The 14,869-nt window shown below is 40.2% G+C and carries 14 protein-coding genes and 2 pseudogenes; 4 read left to right on the top strand and 12 right to left on the bottom strand.

Annotated features, from left to right (window positions below; translation table 11 throughout):
• Positions 1 to 142 precede the first annotated feature (142 nt).
• On the top strand, positions 143 to 769 hold the full coding sequence (locus PESP_RS19165; protein ID WP_089349606.1) for a TetR/AcrR family transcriptional regulator: 627 nt from the start codon (positions 143 to 145) through the stop codon (positions 767 to 769).
• Positions 770 to 826: 57 nt separating this feature from the next.
• Here PESP_RS19165 and PESP_RS19170 read toward each other — a convergent pair whose 3' ends face one another.
• The 6 genes from PESP_RS19170 to PESP_RS19195 form a co-directional block, all read right to left on the bottom strand.
• Positions 827 to 1,930 carry a HupE/UreJ family protein gene (locus tag PESP_RS19170; RefSeq protein ID WP_089349607.1) on the bottom strand — a complete coding sequence of 368 codons (1,104 nt, stop codon included), beginning with the start codon at positions 1,928 to 1,930 and terminating at the stop codon, positions 827 to 829.
• Positions 1,927 to 2,955, bottom strand: coding sequence for a tetratricopeptide repeat protein (locus tag PESP_RS19175; RefSeq protein ID WP_089349840.1), 1,029 nt, complete (start codon positions 2,953 to 2,955; stop codon positions 1,927 to 1,929). Before PESP_RS19175 ends, PESP_RS19170 begins: the two co-directional genes overlap by 4 nt.
• Positions 2,956 to 3,013: 58 nt before the next feature.
• On the bottom strand, positions 3,014 to 3,526 hold the full coding sequence (locus PESP_RS19180) for an Ig-like domain-containing protein (protein ID WP_089349608.1): 513 nt from the start codon (positions 3,524 to 3,526) through the stop codon (positions 3,014 to 3,016).
• 10 nt (positions 3,527 to 3,536) lie between these two features.
• Positions 3,537 to 5,129, bottom strand: coding sequence for a DUF4331 domain-containing protein (locus PESP_RS19185; RefSeq protein ID WP_089349609.1), 1,593 nt, complete (start codon positions 5,127 to 5,129; stop codon positions 3,537 to 3,539).
• Between the two features lie 158 nt (positions 5,130 to 5,287).
• A complete protein-coding gene (locus PESP_RS19190; RefSeq protein ID WP_089349610.1) occupies positions 5,288 to 5,971 on the bottom strand; it encodes an anti-sigma factor in 684 nt (227 codons plus the stop codon).
• Positions 5,968 to 6,492 carry a sigma-70 family RNA polymerase sigma factor gene (locus PESP_RS19195; RefSeq protein ID WP_089349611.1) on the bottom strand — a complete coding sequence of 175 codons (525 nt, stop codon included), beginning with the start codon at positions 6,490 to 6,492 and terminating at the stop codon, positions 5,968 to 5,970. Before PESP_RS19195 ends, PESP_RS19190 begins: the two co-directional genes overlap by 4 nt.
• Before the next feature lie 338 nt (positions 6,493 to 6,830).
• Between PESP_RS19195 and PESP_RS19200 the strand changes: the two genes are divergently transcribed.
• Positions 6,831 to 8,450: a diacylglycerol kinase family protein gene (locus PESP_RS19200; protein ID WP_089349612.1), complete on the top strand. Its 1,620-nt coding sequence runs from the start codon at positions 6,831 to 6,833 to the stop codon at positions 8,448 to 8,450.
• A gap of 46 nt (positions 8,451 to 8,496) precedes the next feature.
• Here PESP_RS19200 and PESP_RS19205 read toward each other — a convergent pair whose 3' ends face one another.
• Together PESP_RS19205 and PESP_RS19210 are read right to left on the bottom strand one after the other, a co-directional pair.
• Positions 8,497 to 8,805, bottom strand: coding sequence for a VF530 family protein (locus PESP_RS19205; protein ID WP_089349613.1), 309 nt, complete (start codon positions 8,803 to 8,805; stop codon positions 8,497 to 8,499).
• Positions 8,806 to 8,859: 54 nt separating this feature from the next.
• Entirely contained in the window at positions 8,860 to 9,162 is a 303-nt protein-coding gene (locus PESP_RS19210) for a DUF1496 domain-containing protein (RefSeq protein WP_089349614.1), read from the bottom strand.
• Positions 9,163 to 9,279: 117 nt separating this feature from the next.
• Between PESP_RS19210 and PESP_RS19215 the strand changes: the two genes are divergently transcribed.
• Positions 9,280 to 9,513, top strand: a complete 234-nt coding sequence (locus PESP_RS19215; RefSeq protein ID WP_089349615.1) for a TIGR02647 family protein — start codon at positions 9,280 to 9,282, stop codon at positions 9,511 to 9,513.
• Here PESP_RS19215 and maiA read toward each other — a convergent pair.
• Positions 9,510 to 10,139: a maleylacetoacetate isomerase gene (gene maiA, locus PESP_RS19220; RefSeq protein ID WP_089349616.1), complete on the bottom strand. Its 630-nt coding sequence runs from the start codon at positions 10,137 to 10,139 to the stop codon at positions 9,510 to 9,512. The genes PESP_RS19215 and maiA overlap by 4 nt on opposite strands.
• Before the next feature lie 5 nt (positions 10,140 to 10,144).
• Positions 10,145 to 11,443: a homogentisate 1,2-dioxygenase gene (hmgA, locus tag PESP_RS19225; protein ID WP_089349617.1), complete on the bottom strand. Its 1,299-nt coding sequence runs from the start codon at positions 11,441 to 11,443 to the stop codon at positions 10,145 to 10,147.
• A gap of 147 nt (positions 11,444 to 11,590) precedes the next feature.
• Between hmgA and PESP_RS19230 the strand changes: the two genes are divergently transcribed.
• On the top strand, positions 11,591 to 12,022 hold the full coding sequence (locus PESP_RS19230) for a MarR family winged helix-turn-helix transcriptional regulator (RefSeq protein WP_089349618.1): 432 nt from the start codon (positions 11,591 to 11,593) through the stop codon (positions 12,020 to 12,022).
• Positions 12,023 to 12,103: 81 nt separating this feature from the next.
• Here the strand turns inward: PESP_RS19230 and PESP_RS19235 are convergent.
• Positions 12,104 to 13,311: pseudogene (locus PESP_RS19235) on the bottom strand (IS256 family transposase).
• Between the two features lie 43 nt (positions 13,312 to 13,354).
• Positions 13,355 to 14,679 (bottom strand): annotated as a pseudogene (locus PESP_RS20775) (IS4 family transposase).
• Positions 14,680 to 14,869: the final 190 nt, after the last annotated feature.

Here is a 14,869-nt window from a genome sequence, read left to right on the forward strand (position 1 = left end):
CTACTCCCTTAGGGTAGATTTAGGGTTTTGGTTAAATAGTAAGTCTATATTTTATAGGCTTACTTTATTTAAGTATTTTAAGGTAAGTGATGCGATTAGCTTACCTTGTACTGAGTGTTTAGCTTAGTACGGGAGTGTTGTGATGACGACAAAAACGAAGAGGCATATTGATCCGGCGCTGGCGCAAGCTCGTCGCGATCAGGTACTTAGTGCGGCAGCAGAGTGCTTTCGCCGCAAAGGGTACCACGGCGCTGGCATGGCCGAAATATCTCGTACAGCAGGTATGAGTGCAGGGCATATTTATAATTACTTTGAAAGCAAAGAGGCAATAATTGAAAGTATTATTGCTAAAGACATGGAAGAAATGTTTTCTATCTTTCAAGAATTTGAAGATCACCCTGGCGATGTACTACAAGCACTGATTGATGGTTTAAACATTGGTGTACAGCGCCATATGGATACTGGCGCCTGTGTTATTGACCTAGACATGATGGCTGAGGCAGGACGAAACACCAAAGTAGCGTCGTTGTTGCGAGATATGGATATTCAAGCACGTGGGCGAATGAGGCAGTTACTTACAAGTGAGCGTAGTGCTTTAAAAGACATTGATGAGCGAGAGCTGGAAAGCCGTATTAATGTTATTTTTTCGATGATGGCAGGGTTGTTATTGAGAAAAATGCTCTACCCAGAACTCACCGAAGAAACAGTGCTTATTGCACTCAGACCAGCGATGAAAACACTGCTGATGCCGTTTGATAAAAAGCAGTAATACCAATTTGCAATAATACTTAACAAAAAAAGCGAGTCATAGGACTCGCTTTTTGTATTAAATTCGCTCTACACACCACAGTAAAGCCATTGCTGCTATTGCAAGCGAACCTATGGGCATTATCCATTTTATGTAGATTGGTTTATCTCTTAATATAAGCAACAGGGGGAGGGCTATACACAAAATACTCAACTGTCCTAGTTCAACTCCTAAGTTAAATGCTAAAATACTCAAAAGCTGGTAATCACTTGATAACCCAAGCTCACCGAGCACACTGGCAAAGCCCATACCGTGTAATAATCCAAATGCAAATGTTAGCCAACCTAAGCGCACTATAACCGGCCACACATTATTTACTGCGGCAAATAAAACCGAAATAGCAATACCAAGCTCTACCCAGCGGCTATTTGGCGAGACCATATTGAGTGCTGTCGCTGTTAAAGTAAGCGAATGGGCAAGGGTAAATGCCGTTACAATCCACGCTGTGTGTTTAATTATTTGTTTTTTAGACGCAATAGCCTGCCACTGTTTATTGTTGCGAGATAACACACAGGTTAAAAGTAAAGCAATTAAAAATAAAATATGGTCAATACCAATCCAAATATGTAAAACACCTTGGTAAACATATTGGTTAAATGTACTTAGGTAACTTGCTTGCTGTGTAGAAAACGTTTGTTGTTGCTCGGTTTTGGTAAACACGCGCGATACTTGGTTTAGGTTAACAATAACCTTGTGATTAGCATCGTGCTCAAAAAAAGCACTGTAGTTAAGGGTTATATCGGCATTATTTGCGCAACTAAATTGCAGCGGTAAAACTAAATAAGCCTCATTAAAATGGTTATCTAATTGGTAGTTATCAGCAATTGTTAGCGGGCAAATTTGCATGTTTTGTAAAACAGTAAAATTAGACTTTGCATAGCGATTAATGGCTTCGTTTTGTGATTTAAGCTCAGCCCAGCTTATTTGTTGGTCTTGGTTTAAATCAAGCGCAACGCTTTGTTCTAAATCGTTAATGTTTACTTGCCATGTACCCGTATATAGCTGCGGGTTTTGCGCGTTATCTAACGTGATATAACTGGTGCTTAGTTGGTGTGCTTGTGCACTAAAAGCGCTTAATAGCGTAACGAGCAAAGCGGTTAAAAAAGAGCTTAATGTTTTCATAAGGTGTCCCTAACCATGGCATTAGCTTGGCGTAATAAGTGTTGATCTGTACTCATTTTTGCTTGCTGCCAATTTATATTTGCCCAGTATTGTGCCTTGGCTTTATCTACTTGTACATGAATATAATAGTTAGCTAAATCATTGGCATGAAAGGTATCTTGTCGTTGTTCTCGTAAATTAACTCGTTGCTGCATACGTGTTTGCCACTGCTTATTACCTTTATGTGTGCTGCGTTTTTCTGCTATGGCGAGCCTAAGTAAAACAGCATCTTCAAGTTGGCTCTGAAAATTGCTAAATTGGCTTAAGGTATTAAGTACCTGCTCAGGGTTGTTTTGGCTTAGCTGTATATCGGCCCATAACACAATAAGGCTCACAGGTGCTTTGCTTAAATCAATACTGTTAATATGCTCAAGCGCTGCACTGAGCTTATTAAGCCTAAACGCCATCTCACTAAGTACCTGTTTGGTTGTTAAGCTAATGGTTTTATTTTGAGTAATATCAAGTAATGATTGGTAGCTTTGCTGTAATTGACCTTGCTGACTTTGAATATCAAGCACACAGGTTGTTGCCGTAACAACGCTTGCTGCACCAATAAGAGATACACAGTGGCGCTTGGCTTGTTCAAACTTACCTTGTGTCATCAACATATTTGCCAATAAAAGGTGAGTATTAATGTGGTTTGGGTCTTTTTCAATTACAGTATTTGCAACTTCAATAGCGTGTGTAAATTGATGCTCTTTTTGTAACACCCTTGCATATAAGTACCCAACTTGTGCCGTGGGGTTTTGTTTGTAAAGTAGCGCTAAGCGATTTTTTAGTACACCTTGATAACGCTCTGTTTGCCCTATGTATTGGCTGTTTATAACCAAAGTGCTGAGTTGCTCTAGTGTTAAATTAGCGCTAATTGATGAATTACTGGTTGCTATAATATCGTCATCATTTGGAATCATGGGCTTTGCAATCGCGCTACTTATAACAAGTGCACTGCAGGTAATAAATAGCATCATTTTATAGTTATTGCGCATTGCTGTTTTCCTTTTAAAAAAGCCATCCATGGCCGTCAGCTTAATATAAAAAAGCGAACTAGTTACCCGATGAACCTGATGAAATAGTACTTACATCAGTGTCTGTATTGGTAAAAACTCGTCCATTGGTCGATAAAGGCTCATCGTTAGGGCCTTGATTAAACGCATCACTAGCAAATTGCGCAAAGTCGACTTGCAGCGCTTCAATGGTAATATCAACCATAGCTGTCACTTGCTGATTTACCCCATCAGATACGCCAAACATGAAGCTGTCACTGCCGGTTGCTTCTTTATTTGGTGCATAGGTAAAACTGCCATCACTATTTACTACCACAGTGCCCAGTGTTGGCTCTGTTGTAAGTGCATAAGTGAGTGAGTCGCCATCTGCATCGGTTGCTATTAACGTATCGTTAATGGCTACTTCTGTTTGCGTAGTAAGCATTGCATCACTTGCACTAGGTGCTGTATTTACTACTGGAGTAGGCTGTTTATTGTCATCATCGTTGCTACATGCGCCAAGTGTTAAAGCGCAAAGCAGTAGACCGGTATGAGTAAGTGTTAAATTACGCATAAGTTACTCCTTATTTAGACCCTGCAAGTGGTGTTGCTAGGTATGGGAAAGTAGCGTCCATCATACTTGCATCAACAGGCGCACCATCGGTAAATGGCACAGTACCTACATCTGCATCCTCTGGTGTACATAAACCTAAGTCGGTGTCTTCACCATTTACTGGAATCGGATGACACAAACGACCCATAACAACGCGAAGAGCAATATCTACTACATCATCACCTGGGCGACGGCCGTTTGGAAAGCCTGCTAAGTCATCACCAGCAATACCAAATGCAGATTGATCAGCTTGTGCTGTGGCTGCAATAGCCGTATTTAAACGCAGCATTTCTGAAGGGGTTACCGTTGCTTGTTGGTTTACACCAGCAAAACCTGTTAAAAATGCTGTAATTAAGTCATTACGTGGAAAGTTAGTGGGTGCAAGTGTTTCAAGCTCAGCACCTAACGTGGTATTTACTGCATCTTTAAACAATATATTTAATAGCTCTGGGAGCGAAGGGTGAGACACGTAATCTAAAAACTGTGCATCGTCTTGCGGTTGAGCTGTTGAAAATGTGTCTTTGTCTTTAATACCAATGACAAGTTCATTAACCAATGGATTACCTAAACGTGATACTTGCGTTAGTGCGCCACCATTTACAGCATTATCTGCAAATTTAGCGTTAGGGTTTAATATACGCGCTTGCGGCAGACTTGCTGTAGTCCACGAGCCAATTACGCCGTTACCTTCGCCTGTTACGCAACTTTTAGGAATTTCTACGGCTATAGAGGTGACGTTTTTATCAATTAGGTCGTCGTTATCTGCCGATTGTGTAATACCCCCAGGGAAGCCACCGCCATCACCTGCGCCAGGTGAACTGTCGCCTTCTACAGGTACATAGTTTACTAAATCAAAGGTTTTACCTAGGTTAACTACAAAGGGGTCTTTACGTTGGCCTACAAATACTTTTGCCATATCAGGACAATTAGGCACAGATACTTGATAGACAAATTGGTCTGCGTAGGTTTGGTATTCAGCCATAGAGCCAAATGTTTTATCGCCCACGTAATCTAGTGGTTTGCTAAACGTAGTTGAGCTGGTGGTTGTATTGCTTAATGAAGTGCTAGTACCCGTTCGTTGAGGGCCGCTAATCATACTAAGTGTATATGACTCGCTAAAGTTTGCTGCGCTGTTATCGCCTGCGGCAACACCGCCAACGTTTTTAAGTGGCACAGATACAGTGCGTTGGTTTCCTTCAGGACCTACTGTTAATTGCACACCTTGGTTATCGTTAGGGAGCATGCTGGTAAAATTAAACGCAAAGGTAATGTCCTCTACTGCATCGCCATCGTTATCAATATGAATGCTATAGGTTGCATCGGGGTCCATGGCAAAATAGTTAGGGCCGCCGTAGGCATCTTGTAAAGGGATGTAATTGGCAATAAATGTAACGTAGTCACCTCTGCCTGCTTCATAACTATTAAATACGTAAAAATCGGTCGAGTCTAGGGTTGGAAAGCGGCTAATATTTGGCGCTTCACGGTGGCTTGATGCCTCGCTAGGGGCGCTTACTAAGGTACTGCATACAACTACTGCGAGTATAGATGGAGTTAAAGCTTTCATGACTTTGTCCTTTAGTTTTGATTGAAGTCATAACTAATAACGAAGCAAAAATCACTTTGGATGCAAAAAAGTTAAAATATTTTATTTTTTGTTAAATTTAATAATAAAAGGGTAGGCTAACCAAAGATTAGCCTACCCTTTTAAGAGTAACCAAGCCGCTATAAAATAACTAGCTCAGTGGTGTAAAGTACCTCAGTTGGTAAGCCATTAGGCGAGCCACCTAGTGGTTCTAAACTTACCGCAAGTAAGGCAATGTTTTGCGCATCAAAGCGAGTGTCTTTTATTAAGAGCTTTTCGCCTTGTTTAGGTAATAAGCCAAGCGAAATAGGCGTATCTTGTCCTTTTAAAATCATCCACAGCTCGTAGTCTTTATCTGTTTGCGCGACCAATTTAGTGCTGGCTTTAACCGATAAGGCTTGCTCGTTCACATTAATAAACCACAATGATTGTTTATCTTGGTTTTGTACCAGCGCAATTTGTTGGCTGTCTTGAAGTTGTGTAGTTGGCTGAATAACTAAAAACGCTAAAATAATACATGCCGCTGTGGCTATAAATGACCAAGTACGCCACACCGAAGGCGCAGGCTTTATAACCGTCTTTACAGTATGAGCGTTGTTTTCTATTTTATTTAAAATGTGTTGCCATACATGATCGCCAGGTGTTTGTGGTTTAATAGCACCGGCTAAGTCATTTAAATTTTGCTCCCACATTACAGTGGCTTCGCGCGCTTGTGGCAAACTCAACATCAAACGCTGAAAACGCTTTCGGGCAAGCCCCTTTAACGTGCCTAACACATACTGAGCGGCTAGGGCATCGAGTAGTTCTGGTTTGTTATAATTCATAATGTTAAACACCTCTGCAACTGCTGCAACCCACGCCTGATCCAGCTTTTAACCGTACCTAATGGCGTATCTATGTGATTGACCAGCTCACCATGGCTTAACCCTTTGTAATAGGCTAAATGTATGGCTTGCTTTTGTTGTGGGTCAAGTTGTTCAATACAATTAACAAGCTTTGTTTGATCGTCATAGTTAATGTCTATGTCTTGTTCATCGTATTCGTCATCGCCCATGGCTTGTTCTTTTCTAACCTTGTGATAGCGCAGCGCATCTAAGCTTCTGTACCGTACTATGCTTATCATCCAACTTATTACAGTGCCTTTTGTGGCATTGTACTCAGATGCGTTATGCCAAATTTTAATAAATGCCTCTTGCAATACTTCTTCTGCGTGAGCGCGGTTTGAAAGCATATTCAAACTAATCGCAAACAATTTACCACTAGTTTGCTGATATAAATCGGCAAAGGCGGTTTTGTTACCCTGTGCAGTTTTGCACAAAAGGGGGAGTAAATTATCGTTTTCCATATGGGTCCTGTTGTTTTTATTATTACTGATAAAACGTTAGAGGGTGGGATTTGGATGCACACTTTTAATCTGACTTTTTATATTAGCTGTTATACGTACCTAAACAAGTTTTAATCAAAAATAGTGTGATTTATCAATGGGAAAAATTGACCGACTTAAATGTAAAAAACGCATATTAGTTATTTAAGCTCAAACCTAATTTAATATAGTTAATAAAAATCAATAGGTTAAAAATATTACAAGGCTAAGGATACGTATTTTATTGGCGTGTAAATTGCTACTACACTTACACAAGGCTGTTAAAAAATCATAAAAACAGTAAATACAAAGGAGAATTTATGTGGGCTGCAACGAGTTATTTAATTTTAGCGTTAATTTTTATTTTTATAGGCTGGGAGGTTAATTCGGTTTATTTTGCGATAGTGTTTTATTGGAGTGCGTTATCGTTAGTTCTTGTTAGTGGCGCTTACATATTTAACCTAGCCAAAATTTTTAGAAAACGAGAAAATGGTGTGATCCCTTTTTATATTCGTTGGGCATTTGTGCCTTTTTTATTGGGGGTGCAAATTTATAATGCGTATTCTCGTAAGCACGACAAAGTTCCGCCAATACAAAAAATTAATGACCACCTCTTTTTAGCGTGCCGGTTATTCCCATCAGATATAGACACGTTAAAAGAAAACGGCATAACGGCAATTTTAGATGTTACCTGTGAATTTGATGGCCTTGAGTGGAGCTCTACACAAGAAAACATTAGCTATTTAAATATTCCGGTGTTAGATCATAGCGTCCCTACGCACTCGCAGTTAAATCAGGCTATAAACTGGATTCATCATCACATTAAAGAAGACCGTCGCGTCGTAGTTCATTGTGCGCTAGGCAGAGGACGCTCTGTATTTGTAATGGCTGCTTACCTACTTAGCCAAAATAAAGATGCAGATGTACATCAAATACTTGCGCAAATTAAAGAAACTCGAGAAACCGCAAACCTTAACAAACACCAACTTCGCCATTTGGCTAAACGCCATAAAAAGGGCGAGCTGGTTATAAAAAACAAAGCGGTATTAATTGCAAACCCAGTATCGGGTACCAAACTGTGGCAAGACAAAGAGCACTTAATCGTTGCTCGTTTATCTGCCTATTATGATTTAGAAGTTTTGACTACTTCACAAGAGGTCAACGGGATAGCACTAGCTAAACAAGCCATTATTAATAAGCCAGATATAATAATTGCGTGTGGTGGCGACGGCACGGTTGCCGAGGTAGCAAGCGTTGTGGTTAATACGCAGTGTAAGCTTGGCATAATCCCTATGGGCACGGCAAACGCTTTGGCGCATGTACTTATGGGGATTAGCTCAAAAATAATACCGGTTGAACAAGCCTGCGATTTAATTATAGATGGACAAACTCATACCATAGACACCGCTTACTGTAACGACGAACTAATGCTGTTGTTAGCAGGTATTGGTTATGAACAATCAATGATAGAAAAAGCGGATAGAGACGCAAAAAATAAATCTGGGCAGCTTGCGTATTTAAACGGTTTTTTTCAGGCTTTTAGTGAACAAAGAGCCCAAACACTTTATGTCACTCTAGACGATAACCAAACACAAGAGGTGCACACCAACAGCTTTATAGTTGCCAATGCGGCTCCGTTTACTACATTACTAGCGCAAGGTGGCGGACAACCTGACCATGAAGATGGCTTATTAGATATAAATTGGCTAGTACCAAGTGAAGAAAACACAACCAGTGTGCTTAGTATTGCCGAGCTAATGTTTAGCAGTATTACTCAAACACAATTAGCTATTAGCTCGCATCATACTAATGCTAAAAAAGTAACCATAACGGCAGATGAAGACATAAAGTACGTGCTAGATGGTGAGGTGAAAACAGCTAAAACACTGGTTATTAAAATAGACCCAGGCTCGCTAAAGGTTATTAGCAAAGAGCTGTAAATACAAAAAGCACGGTTAAACGTGCTTTTTTATTGCATGTTGTTTATTACTTTTTAATCGATGGCCAAACAAAACCGCTCGTATCAGGCGTGTTAGTGTGTTTAGGACGCGCTGCGCTTTTAGGCCTACGCAGTGGCTTGTTACTCAAAGTATGAAGGTAAAGCGCTTCTACTTTATCGCGTGCCCATGGTGTTTTACGCAAAAACTTTAAGCTCGATTTAATACTTGGTGAATCGGTAAAGCATTTTATATTCACTTGCTCGCCCATTGCTTTAAAACCAAGGCGTTGTTCAAGTTCTACTAAAATTTGTTCTAATGTTACCCCATGAAGAGGGTTTTTAGGTTGATTATCCATAGCCATACTACTTATTTAAACTGTGCGCATTGTAGCTTAAATCATCTTTTAGCGCTAATTCACTGTGATGGTTTTGGGTTTTGTAGGATAAACAGCCTTGCCTTTTTTATCTAATTTTAGCCAAATTAGCCCACTGTTAATATGCTGGGGGTTACTAGGGGCGCAAACTAAAATAAAAGACTGTACTTGCAAAAGCGCGCCTTCACTATAACGTTTGTTGTCGTACCAACATATATCACCTCTATTAATAATCTCATTGGCGTCAATAACAGAATGCGTTTTGAGCGTTTTTGCATAGCTGCTAGGGGCTAAAGTTAACGCAATTAAAAATATAAATAAAACCATAATATGGCGCATGAGCTACCTCGAGCTTTGATAGTTTAAAAATAGTACACGGTACTAAAAAACATGCTAGGGTAAGTAATAGCGTTATACAACACTGACTTAAACACAAAACTATAAAAAGGTGAACACATGCAATTTAATCAAATAATGATAGATGAATTTACGTTATTAGCTAAGTTTCCTCGAGATAGCAAAATGCAGGGCATAAAATTACATTCAGATGCACAGCCAAATTTGTTAAGTGCAGCACAAAGGTTATTTGATAAAGGCGTTATAGATAGCCCAGATGGCGGCTATTTAACCGATCTAGGCCTTGATTTAATTGAGCATGTAAGTGTTATACACAGTGCATTAAAAAGCTAAAGCGCATCGCGCTGATTGTGCGGTGCTGCGTCACTAAAAGCAGTTATTGCATTACATCGCTCATAAATGGCTGCTATTTTAGGATAAGCAGCCATATCAACATTAAAACGCAGCGCATTAAATACCTGCGGAACTAAACATATATCAGCGAGCGTTGGGGTATTACCTACGCAAAAGTCACTGGTGTCACTTAGCGTTAATTCAATTTTTTCAAAACCAAGCTCAACCCAATGTTTATACCATGCAGTTTTAGCTTGCTCATCAACACCTAACTCATTGGTTAAATATTTAAGCACGCGTAAGTTATTTACTGGGTGAATATCGCATGCCACGGCATAACTAATATTACGTATTTGCGCTTTTTGCCATGCATTACCATAAATTAACGGCGTTTGTGGGTAGCTTTCATCTAACCATTCTAAAATAGCCAAAGATTGCGCTAATACGCCTTCGTCTGTTTCAAGTGCAGGTAGTAGCCCTTGTACATTTTTATCAAGATAGGGCTGTGCAAGTTGTTCAGATTTAAGCAGGTTAACAAACTCGATATCGTGCTCAATATTTTTTAAATTAAGCGCAATACGTACGCGATACGCAGCCGATGAGCGAAAATAACTATATAGTTTCATCAAATCTATTCCTTAGCTGTAAATTGTTTTGTAATGCTTTGCCAACAATCAGTGTAATTTGCTTGGCGCTCGTCTCCCTCAAGGGCGTATTTGGTCGGCGATATGATATAGCGAGATTCGAACATAAAGGCGAGGGTGTTCTCATATTTTTGCGGTGTAAGCTCTGCGTTAGATGCTTTGTCGAACACCTCGGCTTCAGGCCCGTGTGGCGACATGCAATTATGTAAGCTTGCGCCTCCAGGTACAAAACCGTGCTCTTTAGCATCATATACGCCTTCTATTAAGCCCATAAACTCACTCATAATATTTCGATGATAGTAAGGTGGGCGAAAAGTATTTTCAGCTACCATCCAGCGCGGCGGAAATATAACAAAATCAACATTTGCCATTCCCTCAGTAGCTGAAGGCGAGGTAAGCACTGTAAAAATAGACGGATCTGGGTGATCAAAGCTCACTGTATTCATTACATTAAAACGAGATAAATCGTATTTATAAGGCGCGCTATTACCTGTCCATGCAACTACATCAAAAGGAGAGTGCTTTATTTCGCAGCTAAATAAATTGCCATTAAATTTAGAAACTAATTCAAAGTCGCCTTCTTTATCTTCAAATGCAGCTATTGGGTACTGAAAGTCTCTGTCGTTAGCATACCCGTTTGCGCCAACGGGACCACGCTCTGCAAGTTCGAACGCATGGCCATAGTTTTCACAAATATAGCCACGCGCAGTTTCGTTTAATAAATCAACTGAAAACTTTATCCCGCGTGGGATTACTGCAATTTCACCAGGCTTAACAATCAGCTTTCCGCACTCAGTGTGTAATAGCAATTCGCCCTGTTGGGGTACAAACAGCATTTCGCCATCGGCATTACAAAAATAGCGGCCTTGCATAGAGCAGTTTGCAACATAAATATGAATACCAATACCCGATTGCCCATTAGCACTGCCGTTTGCAGCCATAGTAATTAGGCCATCAATAAAGTCAGTTTTAGTTGTAGGTATTTTAATTGGGCTCCAACGTAGCATTGTTGGTGGCGTAACAGCCTCTGTAATTGGTGCTGTTCTTACTAAGCCATTATCAATGGGGCGATAATCGCCTTGAACCACTGAAGGACGCAATCGATACATCCAGGTACGGCGATTTGCAGCACGCGGAGCTGTAAATGCAGTAGAGCTAAATTGTTCAGTATATAAATTATATTTAACCTTTTGAGGACTAAACTGCCCTATAGGGAGGGCTCCGGGTAGCGCTTCGGTTTCAAACTCGTTGCCAAAGCCGGTCATGTATTTTAATTCGTTGGCCATTTTAAATCCTGTGAGAGTTACAGTGTTTTATCATTTTACTTATTAGTTTAAAGTACTCTCATGTGAGAGTAATTTCAAATAAGCAAATACGCTACCCTGTAAATAAAAATGCACAGTTGTTTAAGTGTGTAAACGTGGTGATAAAGAATGAGTAAAGATTTAAATGAATTTTTGCCTTATCAGCTAAACCAATTGGCAACTAAAATTAGTGATGACTTTGCCCTCGTATATCAACAAAAGTACGATTTAACCATTGCACAATGGCGGGTAATAGCTAATTTAGCGCAGTTTGGTCAAAATAGTGCTAAGGATTTGTGTTCATTGGCTAATATGGATAAGTCCACTGTATCTAGAGCTGTGAAAGTACTTGTTAATAAAAATTTAGTTTATAGTAAGCTTAATGAAAATGATAAACGCGCAGCATTGCTTGTGTTAAGTGAGCAAGGTGAATCTTTACACTCTAGAATTGCGATTGAAGCAAATAATTGGGAAAAGCAATTATTGAATGAGCTGTCTGATAATGAATACCAAGTATTAAATACTGTAATTGAAAAGCTAAATAGTAAATTAAAGATATAAAAAGCCCACAAAATGTAATGCCAGTTAGTTAAGCTGACTGGCATTTTTGACCCTGTAACAGATTCTGTGTAGCTACCAGGTTTAAATAACATCTTTCAAACGGTCTTCGAATTCAATCATAAATTGATTCAAGGCCGTTTTCCAATTTCTTATTGGCATTGTCCACTTTTTAGATGCTTGCTCAATTGCTAAGTAGGTAACCTTTTTGGCTGAATCATCATGCGGAAACAATTTTCGTTTCTTGATGGCTTTTCGAATAACGCTGTTGAGTGATTCTATCGCATTGGTCGTGTAAATGGCCTTGCGTATATCCTCAGGATAATTAAACAAGGTACTGACATTTTGCCAGTTATTACGCCAAGACCGCGATAAATTTGGGTATTTACTATCCCAGCGCTGCTCAAACTGCTCGAGTGACATCAGGGCTTCATCTTCAGTTATTGATTGATAAATACGCTTTAAATCAGCGGTGATAGCTTTATAGTCTTTACATGGCACAAACTTCAGTGAATTACGTACCATATGTACGATACAAAGCTGTATCTGCGTATCCGGATAAACCGTATTAATTGTATTAGGAAAACCTTTTAGGCCGTCAACACAAGCGATAAGAATGTCTTTTACACCTCTATTTTGAAGTTCGGTTAAGACGTTAAGCCAGAATTTAACCCCTTCGTTTTCTGATATCCACATGCCGAGTAATTCTTTATGGCCTTTAACATTAACGCTAAGAGCAAGATAAACAGCTTTATTGATCACGTGTTTATCTTGTCTGATTTTAACGACTAAGCAATCAAGGTAAACGATAGGATAAACGGCATCCAGCGGTCTTGCCTGCCATTCAACGACTTGTTCAATAACGGCGTTAGTGACGCGAGAAATAAGCGATGGAGAGACATCTGCATCGTACATTTCTTTGAAGGTGGCGACGATGTCGCGGGTGGCCATGCCTTTGGAATACAGATATAAAATCTTATTATCCATTGACGTGAATCTGGTTTGATTTTTTTAACGAGCTGCGGCTCAAAGCTTGAATCTCTATCGCGCGGGGCATCTAAATCAACTTCACCATCTTCAGTGCGGATGGTTTTAGGTGAATAGCCGCTACGGTAATTATCTTTACTGGCTTGTTCATGACGGGCATAACCAAGGTGTTCGTCTAATTCGGCGTTAAGTGCGGCTTCAACGGTAACCTTGGTTAGCATTTTACGAAAATCAGTTAGGTCTGCTTCCGTTTTAATTGATTTGGCGGCTTGCTTGGCAAACGCTTCTAGTTCTTTATTGTTCATAATTACCTATCCTAAACCCTAGTTGGGTATTAATAATAGGCAGTTACACAGATTTAGTTACAGGGTCCATTTTCTTTTTGGTGGGGTATTTACTGGGTTTGACCCACCTAGGGTAAGACCTGTCCTCCCGCCGTATCGGAAGCTCATAATAAGACAGTTGATTAATGAGGTTTTCATACAACACGGGCAGCTTTCCTGGGCTTGTGAGTCCTGTTGTAAGTAGGAATGCCACAACCGCGCTTGAGCACCCGCTGAAGCTTAGCTGATTTGGCCAGATACCTTTACGTGTAGCGGCTTCAGTCATTGCCACTCGTATCAGATTATAAGCCAATAGCACCCCCCACAGCTCTTGCTCAACCATATCAGGCCGTTTGCTTATAAGCGTATACTCACTGTTCAGTAGCGTTTGTTTCATTTCACGATACCCTAACTCAATTTTCCAGCGATGACTGTATAAGTCTACAATTTCGTCACTGGGGTAACGCATTACATCGGTAAGCGATGTAAGAATTCGGCACTCTTTCCCTTTAACTTTCTTCGTAATTTAACGCGGTTCAATCTCGTCAGGCAGCTCGGGGAACTTCTTTCTTGCTTGTGGTGTGGCTCTCAGCCTTACCCGTTTATCTACTCGGCTATAGCTTTCTAATATATCAAACTGAAGCCCTTTTCTTGCCGGTATCATCCCGTGTCTTTCTTCTCCCTCGCTCTGCCATTTATAGAGTAACCCTAAGGAGTAAAAGCCACGGTCAAACAGGGTGAGTGAATGATTAGGCGTGTCTTCGATTAGCTGCTCTGCTAGCACCATCTCATTGGATTTGTACTTATCAAATGTACTATTGATGACTTGTCAGTTCCATTTGACACACCATGCGGATCTGAGGAAAGGCTGTATCACCATGCTGAGTACTACCAGAGCCATACTTTTCACGGTTTTGAGCGGTATCAGCTGTTCGCCAAACGACACCATCTACACCATCTACACCATCTACACTAATAAGATTCAACCCGTTCCATGTTTCAAACCTATTTTTTTGATACCAATGTTTAGCCATCTTCTTAAAGCAGTGTTCGACGGCCTCAGTACCTAGGCGCTGTCGCACTGGGTGCAGCAAGCGGTGTTTTACCTGGAAGTGCAATATCCATCTTAGTCGCAATATTCCACACTGACTCTTGTCTAAAAAGACTCATCCCCATGACACACCACATCACAGATTCAAGAGGTAAGCGACGCTTTCTGACGGTTGCGACTCCTGCTTCAATAAACGCCTCATCAATAATAGATGGATCTAAAAGTGACGAAAGTTTTTCAAATGAATGAAATTGGGTACTGGCATTAAATGCGGTGTCTAAAGCTGTTTTAATATTCATAAAAAAGTCCGATTGCAAATGCTCATCGGATTCTTACATCTATAAAAGATCGGTCAACCGATCATTAAAATATTTCTTAACTGATTGGCATTACCACAAAGTGGGCTCTTAAAGTAATGTCTCGTCCTGAAATGTATTGACACATTTAGGATTTGTTATGACTAAGTCAAACAATACACCGACCAAACGA

The organism is Pseudoalteromonas espejiana DSM 9414, assembly GCF_002221525.1.
Lineage (GTDB): Bacteria > Pseudomonadota > Gammaproteobacteria > Enterobacterales > Alteromonadaceae > Pseudoalteromonas > Pseudoalteromonas espejiana.